Genomic DNA, 26,198 nt, shown 5'->3' with positions numbered 1-26,198 from the left:
TTTCAGTCATGATTTCGACTCCGCGCAAGTACCTCGCCATGGCGCTCGGTGTCGCCGCTCTGCTCTCCACCGCGACGACCACCGCCGGCGCCTCCCCGGTGGGGCGGTTACAGCGGGACACCGACGCGATCCACGCCCTCGGCGTCAGCGGTGTGCAGGCCCGCGTGATCGCGCCCGACGGCCGGCAGTCGGTCGCCACCAGCGGCACCGCCGACCTGGACACCGGCCGCCCCGTCGCCGCCGACGGCTCCTTCCGTATGGCCAGCACGGCCAAGACGCTGGTCGCCACCGTGGTTCTCCAGCTGGAGGCCGAGGGCGGGCTGTCCCTGGACGACACGGTCGACCACTGGCTGCCGGGAGTCGTCTGGGGGAACGGCAACGACGGCCGCCGGATCACCGTCCGCCAGCTGCTCCAGCACACCAGCGGCATCCACGACGACCTGCCCGGATACACCACGCCGGAGGAGTACTACCAGCAGCGCCACGACGTCTACGACCCCGGGCAACTCGTCGCCCGCGCCATGGCCCACGCGCCGGACTTCCCGCCCGGCAGGGGCTGGGCGTACTCCAACACCGGATACGTCCTGCTCGCCCTGATCATCCAGAAGGCCACCGGCCACCCCGCCCACCAGGAGATCGAGGACCGCGTCCTGCGCCCGCTCGGCCTCGACCGGACCCGCTGGCTGGGCACCTCGCCCACGCTGCCCCGGCCGCACGCCCAGGCCTACCAGTACTTCGGCCCCGGTTCCCGGGTGGACGTCACCGACCAGATCCCGGTGGACCCCGAGAACCTCTCCTGGGTCACGACCACCCGCGACGAGAACCGCCTGCTCCGCGCGCTGCTCGCGGGCCGCCTCCTCCCGGCACGCCAACTGGCCGAGATGAAGCGGACGGTCCCCGTGAACGCCGAGGTCCAACAGCTGTGGCCCGGCGGCCGATACGGGCTCGGCCTCGTCGAACGCCCCCTGAGCTGCGGCGGAAGCTACTGGAGCCATGAGGGCGGGGACGGCGGCTACATCACCCTCAACGGCGTCACCGAGGACGGCAGGCGCAGCGCGGTGGTCTCCATGTCCGAGGCACGCGGCGACACCCCGGCCCACATCCTGGCCCAGGAGAACGCGGCGAGCACGCTGATCGACCACGCGTTGTGCGACGGCCGGCCGACGAACGTCAGTGCTTGACTCCGTCGACGAAAGCCGACCAGGCGGAGGCCCCGAAGAGGAGGGCGCCGCGGGAGGGGGCCTTGCTGTCACGGACGGGGACGAGGGAGGGGAGACCGGCGGCCACTTCGAGGCATTGGCCGCCGTCCGAGTTGCTGTAGCTGCTCTTGCGCCAGTGGGCGGTACGGAGGAGGTCGTCGGAGACCTCGATGCAGTTGCCGCCGTCGGAGTTGCTGTAGCTGCTCTTGCGCCACGTCATGTTGCTCAGCTCGATGGCTCGCACGGCACTTCCTCCAACATCCGCAAGATGAACGTCCGCGACTCTGCAGGCGTCAGAGCCAGGTCACGTACGTCATCATATGTGCGGTGCAGGCGCTCAACCTTGCTGGATTCTTCGATGAGTTCGCCCCGTACGTCGTTTTCGGCGTACGCAACGGTACGGCCGTCCGACAGCCGGAGGAACATGGTGTCGGTGCTGTCCAAGCCATGCAGGCCGGTACCGAACGGCAGCACGTGAAGGGTGATGTTCGGGCGCCCCGCAGCCTCCGCCAGGTACTCCAGTTGCACGCGCCAATCTCGTGGATCGCGAAGCGAGTTGCGCAGCACCGCCTCGAAGAGGATGACTCGGAAGTGCGGTGCGTCTGGCCCCTCCAACACACCTCGACGCCCGATTCGTGCCTCGACCTGCTGGTCCAGTTCTTCGTCCATCAGACCACCAGCCGTTAGCGCCTCGCGTGCGTACCCGCCCGTCTGAAGCAACCCTGGGGGCCTACTCACGGAGTATTGCCACAGGCTCACCGCCTCGGCCTCTAACGACATGTATCGCCGATACTGTTCCTTGAACTGCGACGGATCCCCAACCGCCAGTTCCCACAGGGTGAGCAACAGCCTCGACGTCCCGTAGAACTGGTCCAGCGCCTCCACGACCTCCGGGCTCCCCAGGCTCCGCCCGCTCTCCATCTTCCCGAAGGTGGACGGATCCCAGCCCACCCGCTCGGCCAGCTCCCGTAAGCTCACCCCCTTCTCCGCCCTCAACAACCGCAGCTCCTCCGCGAACCGTTGCCTGGGCTCCTGACTACGCCCCGTCACCACGCGCCTCTGCGGCACCGCACCCCTCCCCGGTACGCCATGGAATTTGTGGAATTAGCGCCGCCAGACGGGGAAGAACCGCTCGCCATCGGCGTGCCGACGCCACCTCCGGGCCATGCTCGTAGCAGCCTCGATACCCAGAGTAGTCCAACTCACGCATTTCGTATAGATGTTGGACGAAAGGAGCAAATGCCATGGAGCCCGGAACCCTGTTCTACGACACCGCCACCGACCAGGTCGGCGAGTACCGGGACCAGTCGGGGCCGTACGCGATGCTGCGTCCCGTCGGCGGCGGCAGGGAGTGGCAGGCCGACCCGGCGACGCTACGCCCCGCTACTGACAGAGAGCGGCTCAGTGCCGGCGTACGCGCGGCGAACGACCGCAGTACGTGGGCCGTACCGCCGTCCCCCGACGACCTGTGCCGACCACCCCGGCCCGTCCCCGGCTGCGCCGAGTGCGCGGACCTCTGCGATCGAAGAGGGGCCGCGCTGGTCGCGTACGACCACAGCGCGGCCACCGACGCGAACGTGCTGCTGCGCCAGCACCAGCGCGCGGAGCACCAGCCCTGACGCGACCCGATTACGCTGCACACATGGCGAAGAAGCTCGTGATCAAGGTGACGGCCGGGGCGGACGCCCCGGAGCGGTGCTCGCAGGCGTTCACGGTGGCGGCGGTGGCCGTCGCCAGCGGCGTCGAGGTGTCGATGTGGCTGACCGGCGAGTCCGCGTGGTTCGCGCTGCCGGGGCGGGCCGCCGAGTTCGAGTTGCCGCATGCCGCTCCACTGCCGGACCTGGTCGACTCGATCCTGGCGGGCGGCACGCTCACGCTCTGTACGCAGTGCGCGGCCCGCCGGGACATCACGGAGAAGGACGTCATCGAGGGCGTACGGATCGCGGGTGCGCAGGTCTTCGTGCAGGAGGCGATGGCGGAGGGGACGCAGGCGCTCGTCTACTAGTACCGCGCTTCTGGAACCGCGCTTCAGGGGCGCGGGGATCCCGCCTCGTCGTAGCGCTGCCGGGCCGTCTCGACGTCGTCGAGGTGGGTGCCGGCCCAGTCGGCGAGGTGGGCGAAGAGCGGGGCGAGGGTGGTGCCGAGGTCGCTGATCTCGTACTCGACGCGCGGCGGCACCTCGGGGTGGTAGGTGCGCACGGCCAGGCCGTCGCGCTCCAGCTGGCGCAGCCGCTGGGTGAGCACCTTCGGCGTGATGCCCTTGATACGGCGCTCCAGCTGGACGAACCGCTGGCGGCCGAAGGTGTGCAGGCACCAGAGTGGACGATCCTCAGGGCCGGCGGTTTCGCGTCCAACGCCTACGCCTGGGCGGAGTCGGTGCGCGCCGAACGGACGGTCGCCGCGCCGTTCGGTGACGTCGGGATCCCGGTGGTCGATCCGGCGGACCTCGCGGAGGTCGCCGCGGTGGCCCTGCGCAAGGACGAACACACCGGCCGGGTCTATGAGTTGAACGGTCCGGCGGCCGTCACGCCCCGGGAGCAGGCGGCGGCCATCGGCGCGGCACTCGGCGAGCCGGTGCGGTTCGTGGAGCTGACCCGGGCCGCGGCGCACGCCCGGATGGCCGCGTTCATGCCGGAGCCGGTGGTGGCGACGACGCTGGCCGTCCTCGGCGAGCCCAACGCGGGCGAGCTGCGGCTCAGCCCGGACATCGAGGGAGTGCTCGGCCGTCCGCCCCGGACCTTCGCCACGTGGGCCCTGCGCAACGTCGAAGCGTTCCGATAGAAGCCGGGGACGGCAGAAGCCGGCCACGGCAGGAGGCGGGCACGGCAGGAGGCGGGCACGGCAGGAGGCGGGCACGTCGGGCGTCAGGGCCGGGGGCGCTTCTTCCCGTCCAGCTCGTCCCACCACTCGTCGGACTTGGGGTCGCCGGAGGGGTCGTCCCACCAGCGGTCGTCAGGGCCCCGGCGGTTCGCGACCATCGCGGCGACAGGCGGGATGACCATGGCCACCACGCACATCCCCACGGCGGCGGGGACGGACCAGATGCGCACGACTCCCCAAGCCAGGACGAAGAGACCGATACAGATCCCCATCATGACGAAGTAAACGCGACGCCGCCGGGCCAGCATGAGTCAAGGGTAGGTCCGGTGTGCGGACACGGCGAAGGGCCGCGCCTCGGGTCTTCGACCCGGGAGGTGCGGCCCTTGCTTCCAGCTGGTCAGACCGCGATCGCGACCTCGGCCAGGCCGCCCTGCTGGGCGACGACCGTGCGGTCGGCGGTGGCGCCGGGGACGAGGGCTCGGACGGTCCAGGTGCCCTCCGCCGCGTAGAAGCGGAACTGTCCGGTGGCGGAGGTCGGGACCTCCGCGGTGAACTCGCCGGTCGAGTCGAGGAGGCGGACGTAGCCGACCACGGGCTCGCCGTCCTTCGTCACCTGACCCTGGATCGTGGTCTCACCGGGCTTGATCGTCGAGCTGTCCGGGCCGCCGGCCTTCGCTCCACACATGTCTTACTCCTGTTGAGGTCTTGAAAGGTCGGTCTGGGCACTTGCCGGGGGTCTTGCGGGGTCCTACTTGTTGGCGCCGAGCTCGATCGGGACGCCGACGAGGCTGCCGTACTCGGTCCAGGAGCCGTCGTAGTTCTTGACGTTCTCGACACCGAGCAGCTCGTGCAGGACGAACCAGGTCAGGGCCGAGCGCTCGCCGATACGGCAGTAGGCGATGGTGTCCTTGGCGAGGTCCACCTGCTCCTCGGCGTAGAGCTCCTTGAGCTCGTCGTCCGACTTGAAGGTGCCGTCGTCGTTGGCGTTCTTCGACCACGGGATGTTCCGCGCGGACGGGACGTGGCCCGGGCGCTGCGACTGCTCCTGCGGCAGGTGGGCCGGGGCGAGCAGCTTGCCGGAGAACTCGTCGGGGGAACGGACGTCGACGAGGTTCTGCGAGCCGATGGCCGCCACGACGTCGTCGCGGAAGGCGCGGATCGCGGTGTTCTGCGGCTTGGCCGTGTAGGTGGTCTCGGTACGGTCCGGGACCTCCTCGACCAGCTCGCGGGCGTCCAGCTCCCACTTCTTGCGGCCGCCGTCGAGGAGCTTGACGTTGTCGTGGCCGTAGAGCTTGAAGTACCAGTAGGCGTAGGACGCGAACCAGTTGTTGTTGCCGCCGTACAGGATCACCAGCGTGTCGTTGGCGATGCCCTTCGCCGACAGGAGCTTCTCGAAGCCCTCCTGGTCGATGAAGTCGCGGCGGACCGGGTCCTGAAGGTCCTTGGTCCAGTCGATGCGGATCGCGCCTCGGATGTGGTTCTTCTCGTAGGCGGACGTGTCCTCGTCCACCTCCACGATCGCGATGTCGGCGTTGTCCAGGTTGTCCTGGACCCAGTCGGCGTCGACCAGGACGTCGCTGCGGCTCATGCTCTTTCTCCTCCGGGGCAGATGCGGCGGGGCGTGCGAGTGCGGGTGGGTGCGCGCAGGCGCGCACGGATGCCCTCGGCATGGGAGGGCAGGGGGGATGCGGAGGCAGCGGCCTCCACCGTCAGAAGGGGCGACAGAGCATGGCGGCGACGCGGCACAGGTCGACTGCCCGCCGCTTCGTGAGATCCGCCTGACGCTTCATGGGCTCGATCGTAGGGACGGATGGCCGGGCATGTCACCGGCATGTCGCATGATGAGACGCGATCGTCCGGATTATGGGACGGGGTGGCGGTCCGGGGCGTGATCGAGCAGCCGCCGCCCCGCCGCGTCCGTCGCCCCATCTACGGTACGGACACCGCCGTCTCGACAGATGGACGCGTTCGGTCTGCCGTGTCGGCCGCCGCCGTGGCGCCTTCTACCCGGCCAGCCGGACGTTCGAACCCTTCACCCCGATCTCCACACCGTCCGCCGCCGCTTCCACCTTGTCCAGCTGGATGCCGCCGGGGAGCTGACTGATCGCCTGCTGGAAGTCGGAGGCCTGCCGGAACCGGTCCTCGACGAGGCTGACCCCGGCGAGCTTGGGCAGGTTGTCGGCGTGCACCTGCACGTTGTTGTTCTTGACGGTGACCGTGCTGAGGACGGTCAGCTTCTGGTGGGCGTCCACACCGGGGACCGTGACGTCGAGGGTGACCTTGATCTTGCCGTTGCCGCCGTCGGCGAGACCGACGACCTTGCCGGTGAAACCGAGGCCGAGGTCGGTGGGCTGCGCGTCCGCGTTCTTCAGCAGCTCGCTGTAGGGGACGAGCGCGGTGCCGGTGGCGGTCCGCGCGGTGGCGGAGCTGTAGTCGCCGGAGAAGGTGACGCCCTTCATGTCGGCCTTCAGGTCCTCGATGCGGATCGACTTGCCGGCGGTGCCGGTGGCGGCGTCGTAGTCCTTGATGCCGACCTCCACGTCGTCCAGCGTGCCGCCGGCGACCTGGGTGAGGAACGGGAAACCCTTGATGGAGACGTCGGGGGTGCTCGCGAGATCCTCCGTCGTCTTCAGCTTGCCGGCGGCCTCGCCCTCGGCGAAGTGCACGGCGACGCGGTCGACGACCACGAACAGCACGCCGAGGATGACGACGACGATCAGGAAGATACGCAGGGCTCGCATGGTGGTGGGGTCCCCCGGGTCGGCGTTCGATAACGGCGAGTTCACGCTAACCCTGCCGGGGACGGCAACCGGGAGATTGTCGAACACCTGTGACAGGTTTCAACACCGACGACAGCCCCGCGCCCTTCAGGGGCGCGGGGAACTGCGCGAGCACCCACAACGCACCCGCAGCCGAGAACTACCGCCCCAGGATCCACACCGCAGGAGCCGCCGCGGCCAGCGGCAGCGCCACGCCCGCCGTGAAGTGGACGAACTTCGACGGGTAGTCGTAGCTCGCCGCACGGTGACCGGCCAGCGCGCACACCGCGGCCCCCGCGCCGATCAGCGCGCCCTTGGTGCCCACCCCGGTCATGCCGCCCACCGCGATGCCCGCCCCGGCCGCCGCCAGCACCGACACCACCACCGACGCCACCGTCGGCAGCGGCAGCGCCCGCGCCACCACCGCCACGGCGACCGCCGCCGCGCCCACCGACGCCGCGTCCGGGTCCGCGCCCAGGAAGCCCGTCGCGATGATCGCCAGCGCGGAGGCGGCGACCGTGGCCATCAGTCCGTACATACGGGTGTCCGGGTCCGCGTGCGAGCGGAGCTGGAGGACCAGGGAGAGCAGGACCCAGATGCCCAGCGGGCCGAGGATCGCCGCCGGAGCCTGGTCGCGGCCCGCCACCAGCACCGCGGCGTCCGCCGCCACTGCGCCGAGGAACGCGAGGGCGATGCCCTGCCGGGCCGGCCACATGCCGTTCAGCCGGAACCAGCCCGCCGCCGTCACCGCCTGGAGGATCACCAGGGGGACCACCAGGGCGTAGGCGGAGACCGGGGCCGCCACCGCCAGCAGCAGACCCAGCAGGCCCGTCAGCAGGGCCGGCTGCATCCCCGGCTCGATGATCGGCGAACGACCCTCCAGGCGGGCCCGCTGCGCGTCGGTGATGCGCGCGTTGCCGGCCAGGGTCGCGGGGCCGTAGCCGGTGCCGGGCTCAGCGGGGCCGGAGCCGGGGGCCGGGGGCGGTGTGTGCGTCGGCTGTTGCGTCGGCTGCGGCTGCTGTGCCTGCTGCGGCTGCTGCATGTAGGCCGGTTGCTGCTGAGCCTGGGCCTGCTGCTGAGCCTGGGCCTGCTGCTGAGCCTGCTGCTGGGCCGGTGTATAGGTCTGCTGGGGCATGTACGCCGTCTCCGCGGCCGGGGCCTGCGGCTGTGCCGCCTGTACCGGCGCGTGCGTCTGCGTCTCCCAGGTCTGCCCCTGCCACTGCTGGGTGGCGTACTGCTGCTCCTCGTACCCCCACTGGGGCTGGGCGGGGGGCTGCTGGGACTGTTGGGGTTGCTGCTGAGGCTGCTGGTACTGCTGATACGGGTCGTAGCCCTCGTGCGGCTGGTTGGTCATCGGTCTCGCTCACCCTCCTGCGAACGGCGGGAGCACCTCGACCGTGCCGCCCTCGGCCAGCCGTACCGTCTCATGCTCGCGCGTCCCCACGGGGTCACCGTCGATGAGGAAGGAACATCGCCGCAGGACGCGCGCGAGTTCCCCGGGGTGTCGCGTCCGTACCGCGGTCAGCGCCTCGGCGAGGGTGTCCGCGTCGTACGGCTCCTCGGCGATGCCGGCCGCGGCCTTCGCGGCGGCCCAGTAGCGCACCGTGACCTTGGGCATCAGCTTCCTCAAGAGACTCAGTAAGAACCAGTGAGAACCAGTAAGAACAATCAGTCGGCTGTGTAGCAGTTTTACAGGCTCAGGCTAGCCCGCCCGGGAGGTCGCCCAGTCGCCGATCCTGGCCAGCAGCCGGTCGTCCGCGGCGTGCTCGGCATGGCCCATGCCGGGCTCCAGCCACAGCTCGGCGGCGCCACCGGCCGCGTCCGCGAGCATCCGGGGGTGGTCGACCGGGAAGTAGCCGTCGCTGTCGCCGTGCACGATCAGCAGCGGGGTGGGGGCGATCCTGGGCACCGCCTCCACCGGGGACAGCGGCACCGGGTCCCAGTCGCGGTGGTGGATACGGGTGCGGAAGCCGTAGCGGCCGACCAGACGGCCCTCCGGTCTGGTGACCAGCCAGTGGACGCGGCGCATGGGGGCGGTGCCCCGGTAGTACCAGCGGGCCGGGGACGACACCGAGACCACGGCGTCCACCCCGGCGTTCAGCGCCGCGTGCCGCAGCACCACCGAGCCGCCCATCGAGAAGCCGACGGTCACCACCCGGGCGTGCCCGAAGTGACGCGCCCAGCGCACCGCCGCCGCCAGGTCGAGGACCTCGCGGTCACCGACCGTGGTGCGGCCGCCGGAGCGGCCGTGGCCCCGGAAGGAGAAGCTGACCACCGGGGCGTAATCCGTCAGGGCGGCCACCACCCGTCGTACGTGTGGCCGGTCCACGTCGCCGGTGAAACCATGGGCCAGGACGAACACCAGGTCACGGGAGCGTGGCTGGGAGCCGTCGTATACGACGGAGGCGGGATCGTATACGGAATCGACGGAAACCCCGTCGTCCGTGCGCAGAAACGTCCGGATAGGGGTGCTTCTGCTTGTCTCACAGTTCGGACGAATGGCGGAACGTGCCACATGACCTGCCGGACCGTTGCTCATGTGGGCTATTCTGCTGTGCAGAGGACTCGGGCAGCGCCGCCACCGGGTCCTTTTGTGCTTTCGGAAGCTCTGTATACGAAGCGGGAAACTCCACGTGACCGCGGGTGTACGGAGGCTCGGGAGCGCAGCGCAGTGTCATTGCACACAGTCCTCGCAGGGACCGAGGAGGAACCAGACGTATGAGTTCTCTGCTGCTCCTGACCAACGCCCTCCAGCCGTCGACGGAGGTGTTGCCGGCCCTCGGGCTGCTCCTGCACAACGTGCGGGTCGCTCCGGCCGAAGGCCCCGCCCTCGTCGACACCCCGGGCGCCGACGTCATCCTCATCGATGGCCGCCGCGACCTCCCCCAGGTGCGCAGCCTCTGCCAGCTGCTGCGCTCCACCGGCCCCGGCTGTCCACTCATCCTGGTCGTCACCGAAGGCGGACTCGCCGCCGTCACCGCCGACTGGGGCATCGACGACGTACTCCTCGACACCGCCGGCCCGGCCGAGGTCGAGGCCCGGCTGCGCCTCGCCATGGGCCGCCAGCAGATCGTCAACGACGACTCCCCCATGGAGATCCGAAACGGCGACCTCTCGGTGGACGAGGCGACGTACAGCGCCAAACTCAAGGGACGGGTCCTCGACCTCACCTTCAAGGAGTTCGAGCTCCTCAAGTACCTGGCCCAGCACCCCGGCCGGGTGTTCACTCGTGCACAGCTGCTCCAGGAGGTCTGGGGCTACGACTACTTCGGCGGCACCCGGACCGTGGACGTACACGTACGGCGGCTGCGCGCCAAGCTCGGTGTGGAACACGAGTCCTTGATCGGGACCGTCCGGAACGTCGGTTATCGATTCGTTACCCCGGAGAAGGGCGAGCGGGGCGAACGGGTCAGCGACGAGGCCAGGGCACGGGCGGAGGGTCCAAAGCCGGAGGATGCGGACGCTTCGGCGGCCCCGGAAGCGGTCGAGGTACCGGCGGAGGCGTAGTGGTGGTCCGGGCGAGGCATGGCCGTCGCCCGGACAGGGCATTGCTTCCGCAAGCGAAGCTTCGAAACGCCCTGCCCAGAGCGGGTCCATCCGCGTAGACTCCGCGCGTGGCCAAGGTGACTCGGGATGATGTGGCGCGGCTGGCGGGGACTTCGACCGCCGTTGTCAGTTATGTCATCAACAACGGACCCCGGCCGGTCGCACCGGCAACGCGCGAGCGTGTCCTCGCCGCGATCAAGGAACTGGGGTACCGGCCCGACCGGGTCGCCCAGGCGATGGCATCCCGGCGTACGGACCTCATAGGACTGATCATCCCGGACGCCCGTCAGCCCTTCTTCGGCGAGATGGCGCACGCGGTGGAGCAGGCCGCGTCCGAGCGCGGAAAAATGGTGCTGGTCGGCAACACCGACTACGTCGGGGAGCGCGAGGTCCACTATCTGCGCGCGTTCCTGGGGATGCGGGTCTCGGGCCTCATCCTCGTCTCCCACGCGCTGAACGATCTGGCCGCCGCCGAGATCGACGCCTGGGACGCCCGGGTGGTGCTGCTGCACGAGCGGCCGGAGGCGATCGACGACGTGGCAGTGGTGACGGACGACCTGGGTGGCGCCCAGCTGGCCGTCCGGCACCTGCTGGAGCACGGCTACGAGTACGTGGCCTGTATGGGCGGTACGGCGGACACCCCGGCCGTCGGCGACCCGGTCTCCGACCACGTCGAGGGCTGGAAGCGGGCCATGGACGAGGCGGGCCTGACCACGGAGGGCCGGCTGTACGAGGCGCCGTACAACCGGTACGACGCGTACCGGGTGGCTCTGGAGGTGCTGGCCGGCCCCGACCGGCCGCCGGCGTTCTTCTGCTCCACCGACGACCAGGCGATCGGCCTGCTACGGGCGGCCCGCGAGCTGCGCATCGACGTGCCGGGCGAGCTGGCGGTGGCCGGCTTCGACGACATCAAGGAAGCGGCGCTGGCGGATCCGCCGCTGACGACGATCGCATCGGACCGCCCGGCGATGGCACGGGCGGCGGTGGATCTGGTCCTGGACGACGGGCTGCGGGTGGCGGGGTCGCGGAGGGAGCGTCTGAAGACGTTCCCTTCGAGGCTGGTGGTGCGTGGGTCCTGCGGGTGCATGTAGTTCTTCGGCTGCGGCTGAGTGGGGGCTGCTCGCACAGTTCCCCGCGCCCCTGAAGGGGCGCTCACCGCAGCGCCCTACCGGACCTACAGGAAACGCTTCATGAACGGTTTCTGAGAACCTCGCCCGACCTGCGAGAAGGTTCCTTATATCGGGCAAACGCGCTTCTCGCGGCGTTCTCAGCGGGCCCTCAGGAAGCTCTCATGGTCACGGGACAAGCTATTTGTCATGACCGAGAGCCTCCGCCGCAGCGGCGAGTACGAGAACCCCCAGGGTCCCCAGGGTGACGCCTACCAGGGCGCGTACCCCCAGCAGCAGCACGCCTCCACCTCCGTGAACCCGGAGTGGCCGCCCCCGCCGGCCCACCAGCCGACGCAGCAGCCGCTGCAGCAGCAGGCCGTCCCGCAGGTCACCGCGGAGCCGCAGACCGCGCAGCTGCCGGAGTACACGGCGGTGCCGCCGCTGCACACGGCGGAGCACCCGGAGCACTCGGCCCACGCGAAGCAGAAGCGCACCCGGGGCCCGATAGCCCTGCTCGCCGCGGTCGCGATCGTCGCGGCGGCCGTCGGCGGCGGCACCGCGTACGCCTTCCAGGAGCTGACCGGCAAGAACGACGTCGTCTCCAGCAGCACCACCACCAGCGTGGTGCCCTCCAGCAAGAAGGGCGACGTCGCCACGATCGCCGCCGCCGTCAGCCCGAGCGTCGTGGAGATAACCGCCACCCTCAGCAACGGCACCTCCACCGGCTCCGGCGTCGTCATCAGCAGCAACGGCGAGATCATCACCAACAACCACGTGATCTCCGGCGCCCAGTCGATCAAGGCCACCACCAGCACCGGCAAGTCCTACACCGCCCAGGTCGTCGGTACCGACAGCGCCAAGGACCTCGCCCTCGTCAAGCTCCAGGGCGCGTCCGGCCTCAAGACCGCCACCCTCGGCAACTCCGACGGCGTCCAGGTCGGCGACACGGTCGTCGCGATCGGCTCCCCCGAGGGCCTCAGCGGCACCGTCACCAGCGGCATCGTCTCCGCGCTCGACCGGGACGTCACCGTCTCCACCGACGAGGGCCAGGACCAGCAGAGCCAGGGCGGCGGCGGCAACGGCCAGTGGCCGTTCTCCTTCGGCGGCCAGCAGTTCAACGGCGACACGGGCTCGTCCACGACGACCTACAAGGCGCTCCAGACCGACGCCTCGCTCAACCCCGGCAACTCCGGCGGCGCGCTGATCGACGCCGGCGGCAACATCATCGGCATCAACTCGGCGATGTACTCGGCCAGTTCGGACTCCTCGTCGTCCTCCTCGGACGCGGGCAGCGTCGGCCTCGGCTTCGCCATCCCGATCAACACCGTCAAGTCCGACCTGGCCAAGCTGCGGGCGGGCTCCACCAGCTGAAGCACGGCACCACGAGCACACCGAGCGCAAGGGAGTACGTCATGATCAAGCAGGTTATGCACCACACGACCAGTGACAGCCCGGCCGGCTTCGACCTCGCCCTCGAGGTGGCATACGAACTCAACGCACCGACCGAGGCGACGGTGGCCCCGGCCCCGCGCGCCCCGGAGATCGTGCCGGCCCCGGAGCTGATGGGGCTGCGCATGACCGCGGCCCGGCCGCACCAGCGCAAGGTGCCGCTGAGCCGTATGACCCTGGTACGCGGCTAGGGGACGTTCCGCCCCACCGGCGTGCATACCCGGCAGCCCGGAAACATGCGAGGCTGAGAGGCGTCCCACCGCGAACCACCGCACCCCGATCCATCACACCCCGAGGAACCGCGAGCGATGAGCCCCGCCGAAGGCGACCGTGACCCCCAGCGCATTCTGATCGTCGACGACGAGCCGGCCGTACGCGAAGCCCTCCAGCGCAGCCTGGCCTTCGAGGGGTACGAGACCGAGGTCGCGGTCGACGGGGCGGACGCGCTGGAGAAGGCCACGGCCTACCAGCCGGACCTGATCGTCCTCGACATCCAGATGCCGCGGATGGACGGCATGACCGCGGCCCGCCGGATCCGCGGGGCGGGCGACACGACCCCGATCCTGATGCTGACGGCCCGCGACACGGTCGGCGACCGCGTCACCGGCCTCGACGCCGGGGCGGACGACTACCTGGTCAAGCCCTTCGAACTCGACGAACTGTTCGCCCGTATCCGTGCCCTCCTGCGCCGCAGCTCCTACGCGGGCTCGTTGGCCGACGGGGGCCAGGAGGACGAGGCGCTCACCTTCGCCGACCTGCGCATGGACCTGGCGACCCGCGAGGTCACCCGGGCCGGCCGGCAGGTGGAGCTGACCCGCACCGAGTTCACGCTCCTGGAGATGTTCATGGCCCACCCACGCCAGGTCCTCACCCGCGAGCAGATCCTCAAGGCCGTCTGGGGCTTCGACTTCGAGCCCTCCTCCAACTCCCTCGACGTCTACGTCATGTACCTCCGCCGCAAGACCGAGGCCGGCGGCGAGCCCCGCCTCGTCCACACCGTGCGCGGCGTCGGGTACGTCCTGCGCCAGGGCGGCGCGGAGTGAACAGGCTCGCCCGCCGCTTCCGCACCCTCCCGATCCGCGCCCGCCTGTCGATGCTGGTCGCGGCGGCGGTGGCGTTCGCGGTGGCGGCGGTCTCGGTGACGTGCTGGTTCATCGTGCAGGGAAAGCTGTACGAGCAGCTGGACAATGACCTGGGCAAGGGACTGCTGCACGGGCCCGGTCAGGGCGTGCAGATCGGCAACGCGCTCGCCGACTGCACGGACACCGTGACCAACGCCGAGGGCTTCCGGACGAGCTACGGCCAAGCGGTCACGCAGGACGGCAAGACCTGTCTGCTCATGGACTCCACAGGAAAGGTCGAGGTCACCCAGGCCGACAAGGACGTCATCAAGTCCGGGGACCTTCGTCAGCTCCACTTCCGCAACGGCACCGACGAGGACGGCCACGCGCTGCGCGTGATGACCCTGGTGCTGGTCACTCAGACCCGCGCCGGGGAGCAGGGCCCCAACGTCGGACTGATCGTCGCCGTGCCCTTGCAGAGCACCCAGGACACCCTCAAAGACCTCGCCCTGATCCTCCTCCTCGTCTCCGGTATCGGAGTTCTCGGCGCCGGAGCCGCCGGCCTGGCAGTCGCCCGTGCCGGTCTGCGTCCCGTCGACGAGCTCACCGAAGCCGTCGAACACGTCGCCCGTACCGAGGACCTGAGTATCCGCATCCCGGTGGAGGAGGCGTCGGACGACGAGATCGCCCGTTTGTCCCGCTCGTTCAACTCGATGACGACGTCACTCGCGAGCTCCCGCGAACTCCAGCAGCAGCTCATCGCCGACGCCGGCCACGAACTCCGCACCCCCCTCACCTCCCTCCGTACCAACATCGAACTCCTCACCCGCAGCGAGGAGACGGGCCGCCCGATCCCCCCGGCGGACCGGAGGGCGCTGCTCGCCTCGGTGAAGGCGCAGATGACGGAGCTGGCGTCGCTGATCGGCGACCTCCAGGAGCTGTCCCGGTCGGAGGGCCAGCGCGGCGAGCGCGTCCAGGTGGTGGCGTTGCAGGACACGGTCGAGGCGGCCCTGGGTCGCGCCCGGCTGCGCGGCCCGGAGCTGAAGATCACGGCGGACGTACGGCCGTGGTTCGTACGCGCCGAGCCCTCCGCCCTGGAGCGGGCGATCGTCAACATCCTGGACAACGCCGTGAAGTTCAGCCCCGAGGGCGGCACGATCGACGTCGCCCTGGACCGCGGCGTCCTCACGGTCCGCGACCACGGTCCCGGCATCCCGGAGAACGAACTCCCCCACGTCTTCGACCGCTTCTGGCGCTCGCCTTCAGCACGGGCGCTGCCGGGCTCCGGCCTCGGCCTGTCCATCGTGGCCCGCACGGTCCAGCAGGCGGGCGGCGAGGTCACCCTGGCCCGCGCGAACGGCGGCGGCACGGTGGCGACGGTACGGCTGCCGGGGGCACCCACGGCTCTGCCGGAGGCAGGCCAATAGGTTCGGCTTCCCGGCCGCCTCTTGATCTGCCTGAAGGCTCCACAACCAGGCCGCTTATCCTCTCCCCAGTCGCGCACCCGTTCGGTGCGTCTGGGGAGGGGTTCGGGACGTGGCCGAGGGTGGAGTGGAGCGGGAGTACCGGAAGAGGCGAAGGCCGCCCGGGTCGTACCTCGTCCTGCTGGTGGTGGTGCTGTTCAACTCCCTCCTCCAGACCGGTCGTCTCCACGACGAGGGCGACGGCGGGGACTGGTGGGGGCCGCCCGTCTTCGGGCTGCTGATCGTCGTGGTGCTCACGCGGGTCGCGCTGCAGCAGTACCGGGCGTACACCAGGGTCACGAGCGCCGGGATCACCGCGCGGGGACCGCTGCGGACCCGTACCTGGGTCTGGTCCGAGGTGTACGACATCCGGGTCGAGCCGCTCCCGCGCGGTTCCGGCGGGAACGGTCCCCGGTGGCTCACCCACCTGTACGACTTCGACGGCCGCCGCTTCCTGCTCCCGCACCTCGACGACTGGCAGCTGGCCGACCCCTACGCCGAGGTCTCGGAGCTGTGCCTGGCCGCCGCCCCGCAGCGCAGCCTCGGCTGGGAGCGGCGCCCGGACGTCGAGGAGCGGATCCTGCGGGGGGCCGTGCGGCGCAAGGCGCGGTTGTGGGGCGGGTACGGAGCCGTCGCCGTGATGGTGGTGATGTTCGTGGTCTCCCTGGCGCTGGTGTTCGCGGACCGGGCGGACCATCCGTTCCTGCTGATGGTGTGCGTGCCGGTGGCCTCGGGCTTCGTGCTGAGCGCCGTACTCCAGTGGTACTGGAGCGCCCGGCCGCCGCGTTCGCTGACCCGGCAGCCCGACTGACGTCACAGCGGGCGGTCTTATCCTCTTCTCGGTCGCGCACCAGTTCGGTGCGGGCCGAGGAGGGGGGCCTCGATGGGGGAGGCGACAGGCGTGGAGCGCGTGTACCGGAGACGGCGCAGGCTGCCGGGGCGGTACTTCCTGGTGGCGGGCGCGACCATCGGGGGAGCGTACCTACGGCTCTACACGGATGACAGCGGGCTGCGCAGATGGGGCTCACTCGGGTTCGGGCTGCTGTTCCTGATGATCCTGGTCATGGTCCCGCTGAACCAGTACCGGGCACACACCCGGGTCACGGCCCAGGGCGTCACCGCGCAGTGGGCCCTGCACGCACGGACCTGGGCGTGGCGGGAGGTGTACGGCATCCGGGTCGAGCGCGTCCCGGGCGGCGGCTCCGGGGTGACGTATCCGGACTGGATCGTCTACCTGTACGACTTCGACGGACGCCGGTTCCCGCTGCCGCAGCTCAACAACTGGCAGCTGGACGACCCGTACGCCGAGATCACCGACATCTGCCTGACCGCCGTCCCGTACCGCGGCTTCGACTGGGAGCTGCGCCCGGCCGTCGAGGAGCAGATCGTACGGCGGATCGCGCGGCGCAAGACGTGGTCGGTGGTGGTGGGTCTGGCGCTGGCGGCGGCGATCGTGGCGGCCGTCTTCGCCCTGGCCTTCGCCTGAACCACCGTGCGCCGCTACCACCTGAGGATCATCGTCTCGTCCGGCACCGGCGCCGGTTGCGCCGCGATCGCCTCCGGGAGGGGGTGGGCGAGGCCGGCGTACGCGCCGTTGCGGGCGACGAGTTCGGCGTGTGTGCCCGCCTCCACCAGACGGCCGTGGTCGACGACCAGGATGCGGTCGGCGTCGGGGGCGAGGGTGAGGTCGTGCGTGATCATGATGGTCGTACGGCCTGCCATCAGCCTGCGCAGCGGGGTCACCACCTGGCGGGCGGCGATCGCGTCCAGACCCGCGGTGGGCTCGTCGAGGACGAGGACCGGGGCGGCGCGCAGCATCGCGCGGGCGATGGCGATCCGCTGGAGCTGGCCGCCGGAGAGGGCGGCCGTGCCGGGCGCGATGTGGGTGTCGTAGCCCTCGGGGAGCGCGGCGACGAAGTCGTGGGCGGCGGCGTCCCGGGCCGCCTGTTCGATCTCGGTGTCCGTCGCCCCGGGCCGGCCGCACCCGATGTTCTCGCGGACCGTGCCGTTGAGGATCAGCGTCTGCTGCGGGAGCAGGGCCACGTTCTCCCGGAGGAACTCAAGGGGTACGTCCGTGAGCGGGACGCCGTCCAGGCAGATCACGCCGGCCGAGGGGTCGTAGAAGCGGGTGAGGAGCTTGGAGAGAGTGGACTTGCCGGCGCCGCTCCTGCCGGTGACCAGGACCAGTTCGCCAGGGCCGGCCGCGAAGTCGACGTCCCGGAGGGAGGCGCGGAGGGACTCCGGGTAGCGGAAGGAGACGTTGTGGAAGCTGACCCAGCCGCGCACCGGCCAGGGGCCGACCGGCCGGGCGGGGTCGGTGACGGCGGGCTCGGCGTCCAGGATCTCGTTGATGCGTTCCGCGCCCGCGGTGGCCGCGGTGAGGGTGAGGCCGAGCTGGCCGAGGTTGCGGATCGGCGGGTAGAGATAGCCGAGGAAGGCGGCGAAGGCGAGCAGCTGGCCGAGGGTCATGCGGTCGGCGGAGATCTCCCAGACGCCCAGGCCGATCACGGCGAGCACGCAGAGGGTCTCGACGACCTCGACGAACTGCGCGTACATCTCGCTGAGCCGCGCGCCGCGCACGCTCGCCCGCATCCAGGCGCGGGCCTCGACGTCGAGGCGCTTCTCCTCGTCCCGGCGCCGGTTGTACGCCTGGGTGAGGACGACGTTGCCGAGGGACTCCTCGACCACGGAGGTGATCGCGCCGTCCGCGACCCGCTCGTCCTGGGAGGCCGACCTGATCCGGCCGGAGAAGCGGCGGGCGGCGACCAGGAACAGGGGCGCGAGGACGAAGGTGGCCAGGGCCAGGTCCCAGCGCAGCCAGAAGGCGGCGGCCGCGTAGAAGACGGCGGAGAAGGCGGCGGCGACGGTGCCGACGACACCCGAGACGACCATCTGCTCGATGGCCTCGACGTCACCGGTGAGGCGCTCCACCAGGTCGCCCTGGCGGTGCCGCTGGAAGAAGTGCGGGGGCAGGTCCTGGACATGCCGGAAGACCTTGGCGCGCAGCCGAAGCACGAATCGCTCGGCGGTCCAGGTGGCCAGTGAGTTGCCGCAGTAGCCGACGAACGCGCCGAGCGCGGCGACGCCCAGCCAGGCGCCGGCCGGGCCCCAGAAGGCGGACAGCGAACCGGCCGCCAGGGCGTTGTCGGTGAGGTCGGCGAAGAGCAGGATCGCCGCGGTCTCGGCGAGCGCGGACACCACCACGCAGGCGATGATCGCGCCGAGCCACCTGCGGTCGCCGCGGGTCAGCGGCCAGAAGCGGCGGAAGGCCACCCGGGCTTCTCTCATGGTCGACAACTCCCTTCTTGTCTCTGTGCGCACAGGAGTGCGCATGGCCGAGGCGGGGCCACCGGTGCGACCACACTCAACCGGTGACCCCGCCTCGCTGCGTGCCTCAGCCCTGGTCGACGGGGCGGCGCTTCGGGGCCGGCTTCTTCGGCGCGGGCTTCTTGGGGGCCGGGGCGGGCTTGTGGTGCTTCTTGACGGGGACGATCTTGTGGAAGCTCATGGTGCTGTTCCTCTCTGTCGTGGCCTCTGCCGGGGCCTCTGTCGTGGTTCTGCAACAGTTCCTCTACCGCCCTGCTGCAATGACTTGTGAATTGATTTGAATTACGTCTGTAAATTCTTTGTCAGCGCTGGTCGCCGACCGGGCGGCGCTTCGGAGCCGGCTTCTTCGGCGCGGGCTTCTTCGGGGCCGGGGCGGGCTTGTGGTGCTTCTTGACCGGGGCGATCTTGTGGAAGCTCATGATGTTCTCCTTCGTCCTGTCGTCTGCGCCGTTCGCTTTCGACATGGAAAACATTACGTGGTCCGCGAGCCGAAGAAAGCCATTTTCAATTAGACCTCGATGAATTACGGCTGAGATGAATTTTCAGGAGCAACGCGGAACCGGACACCGCCTCACACAGGTTTTATAAAACAGAACGGGCCCGGTGCACGCGGGTGCGCGCACCGGGCCCGAGGGCTGGTGTGGGGTGACTACTGCACGATCGTGATCCGGTCGGTGGCCGGAGGCGCGATCGGGGTCGTGGCCGAGGAGTTGGCCGTCAGGTAGTCCGCCAGGGCGGACAGGTCGTCGGTGCCGACGACGTCGCCGGTGCCCTGGCCGAGCGTGGTGAAGCCGTCGCCGCCGCCCGCGAGGAAGGAGTTGGTGGCGACGCGGTAGGTGGCCGCCGGGTCGATGGCGGTGCCGTTCAGCTTCACGGAGTCGGTGACGACACGGTCCGCGCCCGTCTTCGTCAGGTCCAGGGTGTAGGTGAGGCCCTTGGAGGGCTGGAGGATCTTCGGGGCGGCGGCGTTGCCCCCGCTCACCTGCTCCTTGAGCGCCTGGATGACCTGGGCCCCGGTGAAGTCCTGGAGGTTGACGGTGTTGGCGAACGGCTGGACCGTGAAGCCCTCGGCGTAGGTCACCACGCCGTCGCCCTCGCTCCCCTTGGCCGCGTACGTCAGCCCGGCCCGCACCCCGCCCGGGTTCATCAGCGCCAGGTCGGTCTCCGGGTCCAGCTTCTTGCCGTACGCCAGTTGCGCGTCGGCGATCAGGTCGCCCATCGGGGACTCGGTGCCGGTGCTGTTGACGTCGGCGGAGACGTAGCCGATGGCGCGGTTTCCGATCGGGGCGGCGAGGGTGTTCCACCTGCCGATCAGCGCGGTCATGTCGGGCGCCTTGGCGACGTCCCGGGTGACCACGTGGTTGGCCGACTGTACGGCCGTACGCACGATGTCGCCGGTGCGGCGGTCGTAGGTGAGGGTGGTGTCCGTGTACAGGCGGCCGAAGGAGGCCGCCGAGGTGACCATGCGGGGCCGGCCGGACGGGTCGTCGATCGTGCAGACGTACGCGGTGTGGGTGTGGCCGGTGACGAGCGCGTCCACGGCCGGGGTGACGTTCTTCGCGATGTCGACGATCGGCCCGGAGATGCCGCTGCCGGCGCCCGAGGAGTCGCAGTCGTAGTTGTAGTTGGCGGAGGCCGGGAAGCCGCCCTCGTGCACCAGCGCCACGATCGACTGGACGCCCTGGCGCTGGAGCACCTTGGCGTACTTGTTGATCGTCTCGACCTCGTCCTTGAAGGTCAGCCCCTTGACGCCGTCGGCGGAGACGATGCCCGGGGTGCCCTCCAGGGTGACGCCGATGAAGCCGATCTTGACGTCCTTCTTCTTCCAGACCCAGTACGGCATCAGGATCGGCTTGCCGGTCTTCTCGTCGAGGACGTTGGCGGCCAGGTAGGGGAAGTCGGCGCCCTTGAACCTCTTGTCGGTGTAGCAGCCGTCGGTGGGGTGGCAGCCGCCGTTCTGCAGGCGCGCGAGTTCCCTGGCACCCTCGTCGAACTCGTGGTTGCCGACCGTCGTCACGTCCAGGTCGAGCTTGTTGAGCGCCTCGATGGTGGGCTCGTCGTGGAAGAGCCCGGAGATCAGCGGGGAGGCGCCGACCATGTCACCGCCGGCGGCCGTGACGGAGTACGGGTTGCCCTTGCGGGCCTGGCGCAGGTGCGTGGCGAGGTACTCCACACCGCCGGCGTCGATCGTCTTCGTCGTCCCGTCGGCCTGCGCCTCGGTCACCCGGCCCGACGAGCCCGCCGGCGGTTCGAGGTTGCCGTGCAGGTCGTTGAAGGAGAGGAGCTGGACGTCCTGGTAGCGGCTGGGGCCGTGGTGCCCGTGCCCCTTGCCGGAGTGGGCGTCGGCGGGCAGCGCGCTCGCCAGGGCTGCGACGGTGGCGAGCCCGGCGGCCGACGCGAGCAGCGCGTACGTACGCCGTCTGGACGGTCTGGACTTCGCTTGCATGGAACCCCCCTGTGGGTCTGCTGAGAAGTGGCCCGGTCCGGCGCAGCCTAGGGTCAACGCGCGTAGCGCAACAGGGGATTCATGGTTACATCTTGGTTGCCGGTTGCCCCGCCCTTTACCTTCCCCGGTGTCCCCACTTTGCCGGTCCGGCCCCGTACCCTCGTACGCATGACCAGCGACGACACCGCACGGCCGCCTATGTACTCCCGCTCCATCGACACCTACTCCGCGCTCGCCCCGGACCAGGCCGGGGCCGTGCTGGGGCTGCTGGCGGAGGCGGCCCGTTCCGACGGCCAGCAGCCGGTGTCCGAGCAGGGCCGGATCCAGATCCGCGGCGGCGCCCGCGAGGGCGTCTCCCATCTGCTGCTCACCGTCGGCGACGAACTCGTGGGCTACGCCCAGCTGGAGGACACCGACCCGGTGGAGGCACCGGCCGCGGAACTCGTCGTCCACCCCGCCCACCGGGGCCACGGCCACGGCCGCGCGCTCGGCTCCGCCCTCCTCGCGGCCTCCGGCAAGCGACTGCGTGTCTGGGCCCACGGCGGCCACTCGGCGGCCCGCCATCTCGCCCAGGTCCTCGGCCTCACCCTGTTCCGCGAACTGCGCCAGATGCGCCGCCCGTTGACGAACCTGGACCTGCCCGACCCGAAGCTCCCCGAGGGCGTGACGGTCCGCGCCTTCGTGCCCGGCCAGGACGACACGGCCTGGCTCGCCCTGAACGCGGCCGCCTTCGCCCACCACCCCGAACAGGGCTCGCTCACCCAGCGCGACCTGGACGACCGCAAGTCCCAGCCCTGGTTCGACCCGGCCGGCTTCTTCCTCGCCGAGCGCGCGGGCGAACTCGTCGGCTTCCACTGGACGAAGGTCCACGACCAGGAAGGCCTCGGCGAGGTCTACGTGCTCGGCGTCTCCCCCACCGCCCAGGGCGGCGGCCTCGGCAAGTCCCTCACCACCATCGGCCTGCGCCACCTGTCCGACCGGGGCCTGCCGACGGCGATGCTCTACGTCGACGCCGACAACACGGCGGCGGTGGCGGTGTACGAACGCCTCGGCTTCACGACCCACGAGACGGACCTGATGTACCGCACGGAGACGTGAGAACGGTCAGCCCTCCCCGCAGTCGTCCGGGCCCTTCGGTACGTTCACGCCGAGCAGGCGGGCCGCCTGCGCCGCTGTCGTACGGGACGATGTCAGCTCTGACCAGTGGGCCTTCACCCGGGCCGTGATCGTGTCGTGCGGGGCGCCGAGCAGTTCTCGTACGACCTCGGTGGCCTGGGCCGAGACGCTCATGCTGCCGCCGTCCGGGGTGAGGACCGCGGCCGGGCCGGTGAGGCTGTCGTCGATGCGGAGCCGGCGGAAGGTGTCCGTCGGGGTGGGGTCGGTGGCGAGGGCCAGCCACATGGTCGTGACCGCCCGGGCGTCGCACATGTCGATGGTCGCCATCTCGTTGCCCGCCACCAGGACCCTGGCGACGCCGACCGCGAACTCGGGGACCCGGTTGCCGCCCCACTGGGTGCCGACCGTGACCGTGCCCCGGGTCGAACTGGTCGGCAGGGTGGCGTCCGTGGTCAGGTCGGTTATCTCCTGGATGCGCTGGCGGACGGTGAGACGGGGGTTCGCCGCGTCGCCGCCCGCCTCGGCCCGCACCCGGCGCACCACACCCGCCCAGTCGGCCGCCCAGCCCGTCCAGTCCGGGTAGGCGCAGTACCGGGATCCGTCACGCTCCACGCACGTCTGGAACTTCCCCGGGCGGTCCGCCTCCGCCTTCCGGGTGGCCTGGAGCGAGGCCGACGTGCCCGGGGTCTGGCCGTTCACGCCGACGACCGTCGCGGCCAGGGCCACGGCCGTCACCACCTGGAGCGCCCGGGTCCGGCCGCCCGCCACCAGTACCGCGACGCTCGCCGCCAGCACCGTCAGCCCCGCCAGGTACAGCGCGTGCCAGCCCGCCGGGCGGCCCAGCAGCTCGCCCGGGACCGGGGTGCCGCCGTTCTCCTGCACCATCGGCCAGAGCCACTGGACACCGTGCGCGCCGCCCGTGACACCGCCGAGGAGCGTGACGACGACCGCCAGGGCGATCACGAACAGCACCGGGGCCGCCGCATACGGCAGCACACGGGCCAGCAGGACGCCGACCGCCCCGGAGAGCAGGACCGTCAGCGGGGCGACGGCGAGTTCGGCGAGCGAGCCGTGGCCGACCGCGCCCGGCCGCAGCGCCGCCCACCCGAACTGGACGCCCACCACCAGGCCCACGCCGACGGCGAACGGCACCACCGACAGGGCGTGCGCCAGCGTGCGCCGCGGCGGCGACATGACCAGCACCGAGAGCTGCTCCTCCAGCCCGCGCCGCCGGTTCAGCAGGGCGGCCCGGTGCACGCACGCCAGCAGGGCGACGCAGAGCAGCATCGGACCGCCCTGGGTGGCCCGGTCGGCGTCGTGCAGGACCGGGTACGCGTCCATGCCCTCGTCCCGGCCGAACAACTGGTAGCCGACGTAGACGAGATAGACCAGGGTGAGCACCACCACCGGTATCTGCAGGGCGAGTTGGCGGGCCTCGAAGGCCGCGAGGGTCAGCACGGACGCCGTACGACGGCCGGGATCGCCCGCCACCGGCACGGCCGGCTTCACCAGGGTCGTCGTCATGCCGCCGCCACCTCCGTGGTCTCGTCGTCGAGGACCAGCAGGTAGCCGTCCTCCAGGGTCGGTTCGAGCAGGTCGGCGCCGGCCGGCGGGTCGCCCACGTTGCGGTAGGCGCCGCTGCCGGTGCGCCAGCCCGCCCGGGCGCCCTGGGCGCGTTCCGTACTGCTCCACACCCGGCCCGCCGCCCGTGCCGTCAGCTCGACGGGGGTGCCGTCGAAGCGGACCCGGCCGCCCGCCAGGACGATCACGTGGTGGCAGAGCATCGCCACGTCCTCGGTCTGGTGGGTGGAGAGCAGCACCGTGCGGCCCTCCCCCGCCTCCGCAACCAACTCCCTGAACCGCATCCGCTGTTCGGGGTCGAGGTGGACGGTCGGCTCGTCCAGGACCAGGAAGCCGGGGTCGCCGACGAGGGCCGCGGCCAGCGCGACCCGCTGGCGCATGCCGCCGGACAGCCGCCGGATGCGCGTGCCGCGTACCTCGGCGAGCCCGACCTGGCCCAGGACGCGCCGCACCTCGCGGTGGCGCTCGGCCCGGCCGGTCAGCTCCTTGAGGACGGCCACGTAGTCGACGAACTCGAAGGCCGTGAAGTCCGGGTGGAAACCGGGGGTCTGCGGGAGGTAGCCGAGCGTGCGGCGGACGGCCAGGCGGCCGGCCGGGGTCGACGGGTCCTCGCCGCGGACCGTGAAGCCGCCGCTGTCCGGCGGTACGGCCGTGGCCAGGACCTTCAGCAGGGTCGTCTTTCCGGCGCCGTTCGGGCCCAGCAGGCCCGTCACGCCGTCCGTCAGACGCAGCGAGACGCCGTCCAGGGCCCGGGTGCCGCCATAGCGCACGGTGAGGCCTGCGGCGGAGACAGTGGTGTTCACGTAGGGGCTCCAGCGATCAGGATCAGCAGGTCGGGAAGGCAGAAGGGCAGAAAGGAAGAAAGGCAGAAGGCCGACAGGTCAGTAGGGCCTGGCGTCGAAGCGGTCGCGCGCCTGGTGCAGCAGGAAGATCGCCAGTGCGGCCAGCGCCGCGGCCACCGACTGGCCCGCCGCCGTGAACGCGGCAGGCGTGTCCGCGGGGTGCCGCGCGGCCACCACCATCAGCAGCGTCCAGGCGCCGCCGACCAGGCCGGGGCCGAGCAGCGGGCCCAGCCGCGCGGAGAGCGCAAGGCCGGCCGCGGTGAGCGCGAGGGCGGGCAGCAGCCAGCCGAAGGCGAGCAGGCCGTACCCCGGAAGGGCCAGCGCGGCAAGGCAGTTGAGGCCGAGCGAGGCGGCCAGTGCGGCCACCGTGCGGATCATCAGCAGCCGGAAGCCGTGCGTCGGGGCGACCGCGGCGATCTCGTACGTCGGGTCGAGTGCCGGTCCGTACGACAGCGCCACCGCGGCCAGCGGAAGGAGCGGGGCCAGCGCCAGGAACAGGGCCGGTGCGTCCACCAGGCGCACCACGGTGACCGTCGCCGCCAGCACGAACGCGACCGACGCCAGCCAGGAGCGGCGCAGCACCGGGGTCGCGGTGAGCAGCCGTGCGGTGTGCTCGCCGACGCCCAGCCGCATCAGCAGCCGTTCGCCCCATACCGGCCGGGGCGCGTCCAGTTCGGCGTCCAGGCGGTCCCAGCCGGCATCCAGCGCGACCGGGTCGGAGACCGCCGCGAGCACCGAACGGCACTGGGCGCAGGAGCCGACGTGGGTGTCGGCCGACCACAGCAGCGGCGCCGCCAACTCGCCGCGCGCGTAGGCCCGCAGCTCTTCCTCAGACACATGCCAGGTCATGCCAACTCCTCCCGCAACTGCTTGCGCGCCCGCATCGCCCGTGTCTTGACCGTCCCCGGCGGAATGCCGAGCAGGACCGCCGCCTCCCGGGTGGTCAGCCCGTCGATCACCGTCGCCTGGAGCACCGCCCGCAGCTCCGGCGAGAGCCGGACCAGGGCCCCGGCGAGGTCCCCGTGCTCCACCCCCGCGAGCACGCGTTCCTCCGCCGAGGCCTCGTCCCGGTGCCGCAGCCGCGCCAGCGCCTGCCGCAGCCGGCCCCGGGCCCCGTCCCCGCGCACCACGTCGACCAGCCGCCGCGACCCGATCCGCCACAGCCACCCGGCGGCGTCACCCTCCTCGTGGTAGCGGGCCGTGCCGCGCCACACCGCGAGGAACGTCTCCTGTACGACGTCGTCGACGACCGCCGGATCGGCGCACCGGCCGCGCAGCCGCGCGGTCAGCCACGGCGCGTACCGCCGGTACAGCTCCTCGAAGGCGCGCCGGTCCGAGTCCGCCGCGATCGCCCGCAGCAGCTCCCCGTCGCTTCTCGTTCCGCTCACGTCTCCTCATCGCACGAGCCCGGCCGATCGGTTCACGGACTCCGGGGCCGTTCCGGAAATCTTCCGGGATTGACTTTCGGCCCACCCTTGCA

General features: G+C 70.9%; 29 protein-coding genes and 1 pseudogene. 13 read left to right on the top strand and 17 right to left on the bottom strand.

The features are described from left to right. The first annotated feature begins 8 nt into the window (after positions 1-8). A complete protein-coding gene (locus tag ACWGJB_RS30615; RefSeq protein WP_453383288.1) occupies positions 9-1,181 on the top strand; it encodes a serine hydrolase domain-containing protein in 1,173 nt (390 codons plus the stop codon). Here the strand turns inward: ACWGJB_RS30615 and ACWGJB_RS30610 are convergent. Together ACWGJB_RS30610 and ACWGJB_RS30605 are read right to left on the bottom strand one after the other, a co-directional pair. Beyond that, positions 1,171-1,443, bottom strand: coding sequence for a DUF397 domain-containing protein (locus ACWGJB_RS30610; RefSeq protein WP_453383287.1), 273 nt, complete (start codon positions 1,441-1,443; stop codon positions 1,171-1,173). The genes ACWGJB_RS30615 and ACWGJB_RS30610 overlap by 11 nt on opposite strands. Next, positions 1,425-2,267: a helix-turn-helix domain-containing protein gene (locus ACWGJB_RS30605; RefSeq protein ID WP_453383286.1), complete on the bottom strand. Its 843-nt coding sequence runs from the start codon at positions 2,265-2,267 to the stop codon at positions 1,425-1,427. The genes ACWGJB_RS30610 and ACWGJB_RS30605 overlap by 19 nt, the downstream gene beginning before the upstream one ends. 176 nt (positions 2,268-2,443) lie before the next feature. Between ACWGJB_RS30605 and ACWGJB_RS30600 the strand changes: the two genes are divergently transcribed. Continuing rightward, positions 2,444-2,818 (top strand): hypothetical protein, encoded by a 375-nt coding sequence (locus ACWGJB_RS30600; RefSeq protein ID WP_453383285.1) that lies wholly within the window; start codon positions 2,444-2,446, stop codon positions 2,816-2,818. Positions 2,819-2,841: 23 nt separating this feature from the next. Beyond that, complete coding sequence (locus ACWGJB_RS30595) at positions 2,842-3,204, top strand: DsrE family protein (RefSeq protein ID WP_046732507.1); 363 nt, start codon at positions 2,842-2,844, stop codon at positions 3,202-3,204. Positions 3,205-3,227: 23 nt separating this feature from the next. On the opposite strand, the gene ACWGJB_RS30590 is transcribed toward ACWGJB_RS30595, so the two are convergent. Continuing rightward, positions 3,228-3,635 carry a winged helix-turn-helix transcriptional regulator gene (locus ACWGJB_RS30590; protein WP_453383452.1) on the bottom strand — a complete coding sequence of 136 codons (408 nt, stop codon included), beginning with the start codon at positions 3,633-3,635 and terminating at the stop codon, positions 3,228-3,230. Here ACWGJB_RS30590 and ACWGJB_RS30585 point away from each other — a divergent pair. Next, positions 3,516-3,980, top strand: a pseudogene (locus ACWGJB_RS30585) (NmrA family transcriptional regulator); the annotation flags it as partial. The gene ACWGJB_RS30590 and the pseudogene ACWGJB_RS30585 overlap by 120 nt on opposite strands. 83 nt (positions 3,981-4,063) lie before the next feature. Here the strand turns inward: ACWGJB_RS30585 and ACWGJB_RS30580 are convergent. The 8 genes from ACWGJB_RS30580 to ACWGJB_RS30545 form a co-directional block, all read right to left on the bottom strand. Further along, on the bottom strand, positions 4,064-4,327 hold the full coding sequence (locus ACWGJB_RS30580; protein ID WP_351708939.1) for a DUF3099 domain-containing protein: 264 nt from the start codon (positions 4,325-4,327) through the stop codon (positions 4,064-4,066). 89 nt (positions 4,328-4,416) lie between these two features. Next, positions 4,417-4,704, bottom strand: coding sequence for a DUF1416 domain-containing protein (locus tag ACWGJB_RS30575; RefSeq protein ID WP_453383284.1), 288 nt, complete (start codon positions 4,702-4,704; stop codon positions 4,417-4,419). Positions 4,705-4,767: 63 nt separating this feature from the next. Further along, positions 4,768-5,607 carry a sulfurtransferase gene (locus ACWGJB_RS30570; protein ID WP_453383283.1) on the bottom strand — a complete coding sequence of 280 codons (840 nt, stop codon included), beginning with the start codon at positions 5,605-5,607 and terminating at the stop codon, positions 4,768-4,770. 121 nt (positions 5,608-5,728) lie between these two features. Then, positions 5,729-5,809 carry an Ms5788A family Cys-rich leader peptide gene (locus ACWGJB_RS30565; RefSeq protein WP_350751515.1) on the bottom strand — a complete coding sequence of 27 codons (81 nt, stop codon included), beginning with the start codon at positions 5,807-5,809 and terminating at the stop codon, positions 5,729-5,731. Positions 5,810-6,022: 213 nt separating this feature from the next. After that, positions 6,023-6,760 (bottom strand): LmeA family phospholipid-binding protein, encoded by a 738-nt coding sequence (locus tag ACWGJB_RS30560; RefSeq protein ID WP_453383282.1) that lies wholly within the window; start codon positions 6,758-6,760, stop codon positions 6,023-6,025. A 178-nt stretch (positions 6,761-6,938) separates the two neighbouring features. Beyond that, entirely contained in the window at positions 6,939-8,132 is a 1,194-nt protein-coding gene (locus tag ACWGJB_RS30555) for a hypothetical protein (protein WP_453383281.1), read from the bottom strand. Positions 8,133-8,141: 9 nt separating this feature from the next. After that, positions 8,142-8,396, bottom strand: coding sequence for a MoaD/ThiS family protein (locus ACWGJB_RS30550; RefSeq protein WP_450762109.1), 255 nt, complete (start codon positions 8,394-8,396; stop codon positions 8,142-8,144). An 84-nt stretch (positions 8,397-8,480) separates the two neighbouring features. Next, the gene (locus ACWGJB_RS30545; RefSeq protein ID WP_453383280.1) at positions 8,481-9,317 is read right to left on the bottom strand and encodes an alpha/beta hydrolase; all 837 of its coding nucleotides are present in this window, start codon (positions 9,315-9,317) and stop codon (positions 8,481-8,483) included. Positions 9,318-9,496: 179 nt separating this feature from the next. Here ACWGJB_RS30545 and ACWGJB_RS30540 point away from each other — a divergent pair, with 179 nt between their 5' ends. The 8 genes from ACWGJB_RS30540 (at position 9,497) to ACWGJB_RS30505 (ending at position 16,892) form a co-directional block, all read left to right on the top strand. Next, positions 9,497-10,285: a response regulator transcription factor gene (locus ACWGJB_RS30540; protein ID WP_362561617.1), complete on the top strand. Its 789-nt coding sequence runs from the start codon at positions 9,497-9,499 to the stop codon at positions 10,283-10,285. Positions 10,286-10,392: 107 nt separating this feature from the next. Next, a complete protein-coding gene (locus ACWGJB_RS30535) occupies positions 10,393-11,415 on the top strand; it encodes a LacI family DNA-binding transcriptional regulator (protein WP_453383279.1) in 1,023 nt (340 codons plus the stop codon). A gap of 225 nt (positions 11,416-11,640) precedes the next feature. Continuing rightward, positions 11,641-12,804 carry a S1C family serine protease gene (locus ACWGJB_RS30530; RefSeq protein WP_453383278.1) on the top strand — a complete coding sequence of 388 codons (1,164 nt, stop codon included), beginning with the start codon at positions 11,641-11,643 and terminating at the stop codon, positions 12,802-12,804. Between the two features lie 41 nt (positions 12,805-12,845). Continuing rightward, positions 12,846-13,073 carry a hypothetical protein gene (locus tag ACWGJB_RS30525; protein WP_453383277.1) on the top strand — a complete coding sequence of 76 codons (228 nt, stop codon included), beginning with the start codon at positions 12,846-12,848 and terminating at the stop codon, positions 13,071-13,073. 117 nt (positions 13,074-13,190) lie between these two features. After that, positions 13,191-13,925, top strand: coding sequence for a response regulator transcription factor (locus ACWGJB_RS30520; RefSeq protein WP_453383276.1), 735 nt, complete (start codon positions 13,191-13,193; stop codon positions 13,923-13,925). Next, the gene (locus ACWGJB_RS30515) at positions 13,922-15,370 is read left to right on the top strand and encodes a sensor histidine kinase (RefSeq protein ID WP_453383275.1); all 1,449 of its coding nucleotides are present in this window, start codon (positions 13,922-13,924) and stop codon (positions 15,368-15,370) included. The genes ACWGJB_RS30520 and ACWGJB_RS30515 overlap by 4 nt, the downstream gene beginning before the upstream one ends. 109 nt (positions 15,371-15,479) lie before the next feature. Continuing rightward, entirely contained in the window at positions 15,480-16,217 is a 738-nt protein-coding gene (locus ACWGJB_RS30510; protein WP_453383274.1) for a PH domain-containing protein, read from the top strand. Between the two features lie 72 nt (positions 16,218-16,289). Further along, entirely contained in the window at positions 16,290-16,892 is a 603-nt protein-coding gene (locus tag ACWGJB_RS30505) for a PH domain-containing protein (protein WP_453383273.1), read from the top strand. A gap of 14 nt (positions 16,893-16,906) precedes the next feature. Here the strand turns inward: ACWGJB_RS30505 and ACWGJB_RS30500 are convergent, their stop codons facing one another. Both ACWGJB_RS30500 and ACWGJB_RS30495 read right to left on the bottom strand, forming a co-directional pair. Further along, positions 16,907-18,694: an ABC transporter ATP-binding protein gene (locus ACWGJB_RS30500; protein WP_453383272.1), complete on the bottom strand. Its 1,788-nt coding sequence runs from the start codon at positions 18,692-18,694 to the stop codon at positions 16,907-16,909. A gap of 688 nt (positions 18,695-19,382) precedes the next feature. Further along, positions 19,383-21,179: a bifunctional metallophosphatase/5'-nucleotidase gene (locus ACWGJB_RS30495; protein ID WP_453383271.1), complete on the bottom strand. Its 1,797-nt coding sequence runs from the start codon at positions 21,177-21,179 to the stop codon at positions 19,383-19,385. Between the two features lie 168 nt (positions 21,180-21,347). On the opposite strand from ACWGJB_RS30495, the gene mshD reads away from it, so the two are divergent. Next, positions 21,348-22,277 carry a mycothiol synthase gene (gene mshD / locus ACWGJB_RS30490; protein ID WP_453383270.1) on the top strand — a complete coding sequence of 310 codons (930 nt, stop codon included), beginning with the start codon at positions 21,348-21,350 and terminating at the stop codon, positions 22,275-22,277. Positions 22,278-22,283: 6 nt separating this feature from the next. On the opposite strand, the gene ACWGJB_RS30485 is transcribed toward mshD, so the two are convergent. The 4 genes from ACWGJB_RS30485 to ACWGJB_RS30470 all read right to left on the bottom strand — a co-directional run bounded on the left by ACWGJB_RS30485 (position 22,284) and on the right by ACWGJB_RS30470 (position 26,106). Further along, on the bottom strand, positions 22,284-23,819 hold the full coding sequence (locus ACWGJB_RS30485; protein WP_453383269.1) for an ABC transporter permease: 1,536 nt from the start codon (positions 23,817-23,819) through the stop codon (positions 22,284-22,286). After that, on the bottom strand, positions 23,816-24,679 hold the full coding sequence (locus ACWGJB_RS30480) for an ABC transporter ATP-binding protein (protein WP_453383268.1): 864 nt from the start codon (positions 24,677-24,679) through the stop codon (positions 23,816-23,818). The genes ACWGJB_RS30485 and ACWGJB_RS30480 overlap by 4 nt, the downstream gene beginning before the upstream one ends. Positions 24,680-24,757: 78 nt before the next feature. Continuing rightward, entirely contained in the window at positions 24,758-25,567 is an 810-nt protein-coding gene (locus ACWGJB_RS30475) for a zf-HC2 domain-containing protein (protein WP_453383267.1), read from the bottom strand. After that, complete coding sequence (locus ACWGJB_RS30470; protein WP_453383266.1) at positions 25,564-26,106, bottom strand: RNA polymerase sigma factor; 543 nt, start codon at positions 26,104-26,106, stop codon at positions 25,564-25,566. The genes ACWGJB_RS30475 and ACWGJB_RS30470 overlap by 4 nt, the downstream gene beginning before the upstream one ends. Positions 26,107-26,198 lie beyond the last annotated feature (92 nt).

This window comes from Streptomyces sp. NPDC054813, assembly GCF_053611365.1.
This window is presented reverse-complemented; position numbering and strand designations above follow the sequence as displayed.

Bases quoted from the DNA above. Each gene is read 5' to 3' on its own strand.
- ACWGJB_RS30615 (WP_453383288.1), top strand. From the start codon at position 9: ATGATTTCGACTCCGCGCAAGTACCTCGCCATGGCGCTCGGTGTCGCC.
- ACWGJB_RS30600 (WP_453383285.1), top strand. From the start codon at position 2,444: ATGGAGCCCGGAACCCTGTTCTACGACACCGCCACCGACCAGGTCGGC.
- ACWGJB_RS30595 (WP_046732507.1), top strand. From the start codon at position 2,842: ATGGCGAAGAAGCTCGTGATCAAGGTGACGGCCGGGGCGGACGCCCCG.
- ACWGJB_RS30580 (WP_351708939.1), bottom strand. From the start codon at position 4,327: ATGCTGGCCCGGCGGCGTCGCGTTTACTTCGTCATGATGGGGATCTGT.
- ACWGJB_RS30575 (WP_453383284.1), bottom strand. From the start codon at position 4,704: ATGTGTGGAGCGAAGGCCGGCGGCCCGGACAGCTCGACGATCAAGCCC.
- ACWGJB_RS30570 (WP_453383283.1), bottom strand. From the start codon at position 5,607: ATGAGCCGCAGCGACGTCCTGGTCGACGCCGACTGGGTCCAGGACAAC.
- ACWGJB_RS30565 (WP_350751515.1), bottom strand. From the start codon at position 5,809: ATGAAGCGTCAGGCGGATCTCACGAAGCGGCGGGCAGTCGACCTGTGC.
- ACWGJB_RS30560 (WP_453383282.1), bottom strand. From the start codon at position 6,760: ATGCGAGCCCTGCGTATCTTCCTGATCGTCGTCGTCATCCTCGGCGTG.
- ACWGJB_RS30555 (WP_453383281.1), bottom strand. From the start codon at position 8,132: ATGACCAACCAGCCGCACGAGGGCTACGACCCGTATCAGCAGTACCAG.
- ACWGJB_RS30550 (WP_450762109.1), bottom strand. From the start codon at position 8,396: ATGCCCAAGGTCACGGTGCGCTACTGGGCCGCCGCGAAGGCCGCGGCC.
- ACWGJB_RS30545 (WP_453383280.1), bottom strand. From the start codon at position 9,317: ATGAGCAACGGTCCGGCAGGTCATGTGGCACGTTCCGCCATTCGTCCG.
- ACWGJB_RS30540 (WP_362561617.1), top strand. From the start codon at position 9,497: ATGAGTTCTCTGCTGCTCCTGACCAACGCCCTCCAGCCGTCGACGGAG.
- ACWGJB_RS30530 (WP_453383278.1), top strand. From the start codon at position 11,641: ATGACCGAGAGCCTCCGCCGCAGCGGCGAGTACGAGAACCCCCAGGGT.
- ACWGJB_RS30525 (WP_453383277.1), top strand. From the start codon at position 12,846: ATGATCAAGCAGGTTATGCACCACACGACCAGTGACAGCCCGGCCGGC.
- ACWGJB_RS30520 (WP_453383276.1), top strand. From the start codon at position 13,191: ATGAGCCCCGCCGAAGGCGACCGTGACCCCCAGCGCATTCTGATCGTC.
- ACWGJB_RS30505 (WP_453383273.1), top strand. From the start codon at position 16,290: ATGGGGGAGGCGACAGGCGTGGAGCGCGTGTACCGGAGACGGCGCAGG.
- ACWGJB_RS30500 (WP_453383272.1), bottom strand. From the start codon at position 18,694: ATGAGAGAAGCCCGGGTGGCCTTCCGCCGCTTCTGGCCGCTGACCCGC.
- ACWGJB_RS30495 (WP_453383271.1), bottom strand. From the start codon at position 21,179: ATGCAAGCGAAGTCCAGACCGTCCAGACGGCGTACGTACGCGCTGCTC.
- mshD (WP_453383270.1), top strand. From the start codon at position 21,348: ATGACCAGCGACGACACCGCACGGCCGCCTATGTACTCCCGCTCCATC.
- ACWGJB_RS30485 (WP_453383269.1), bottom strand. From the start codon at position 23,819: ATGACGACGACCCTGGTGAAGCCGGCCGTGCCGGTGGCGGGCGATCCC.
- ACWGJB_RS30475 (WP_453383267.1), bottom strand. From the start codon at position 25,567: ATGACCTGGCATGTGTCTGAGGAAGAGCTGCGGGCCTACGCGCGCGGC.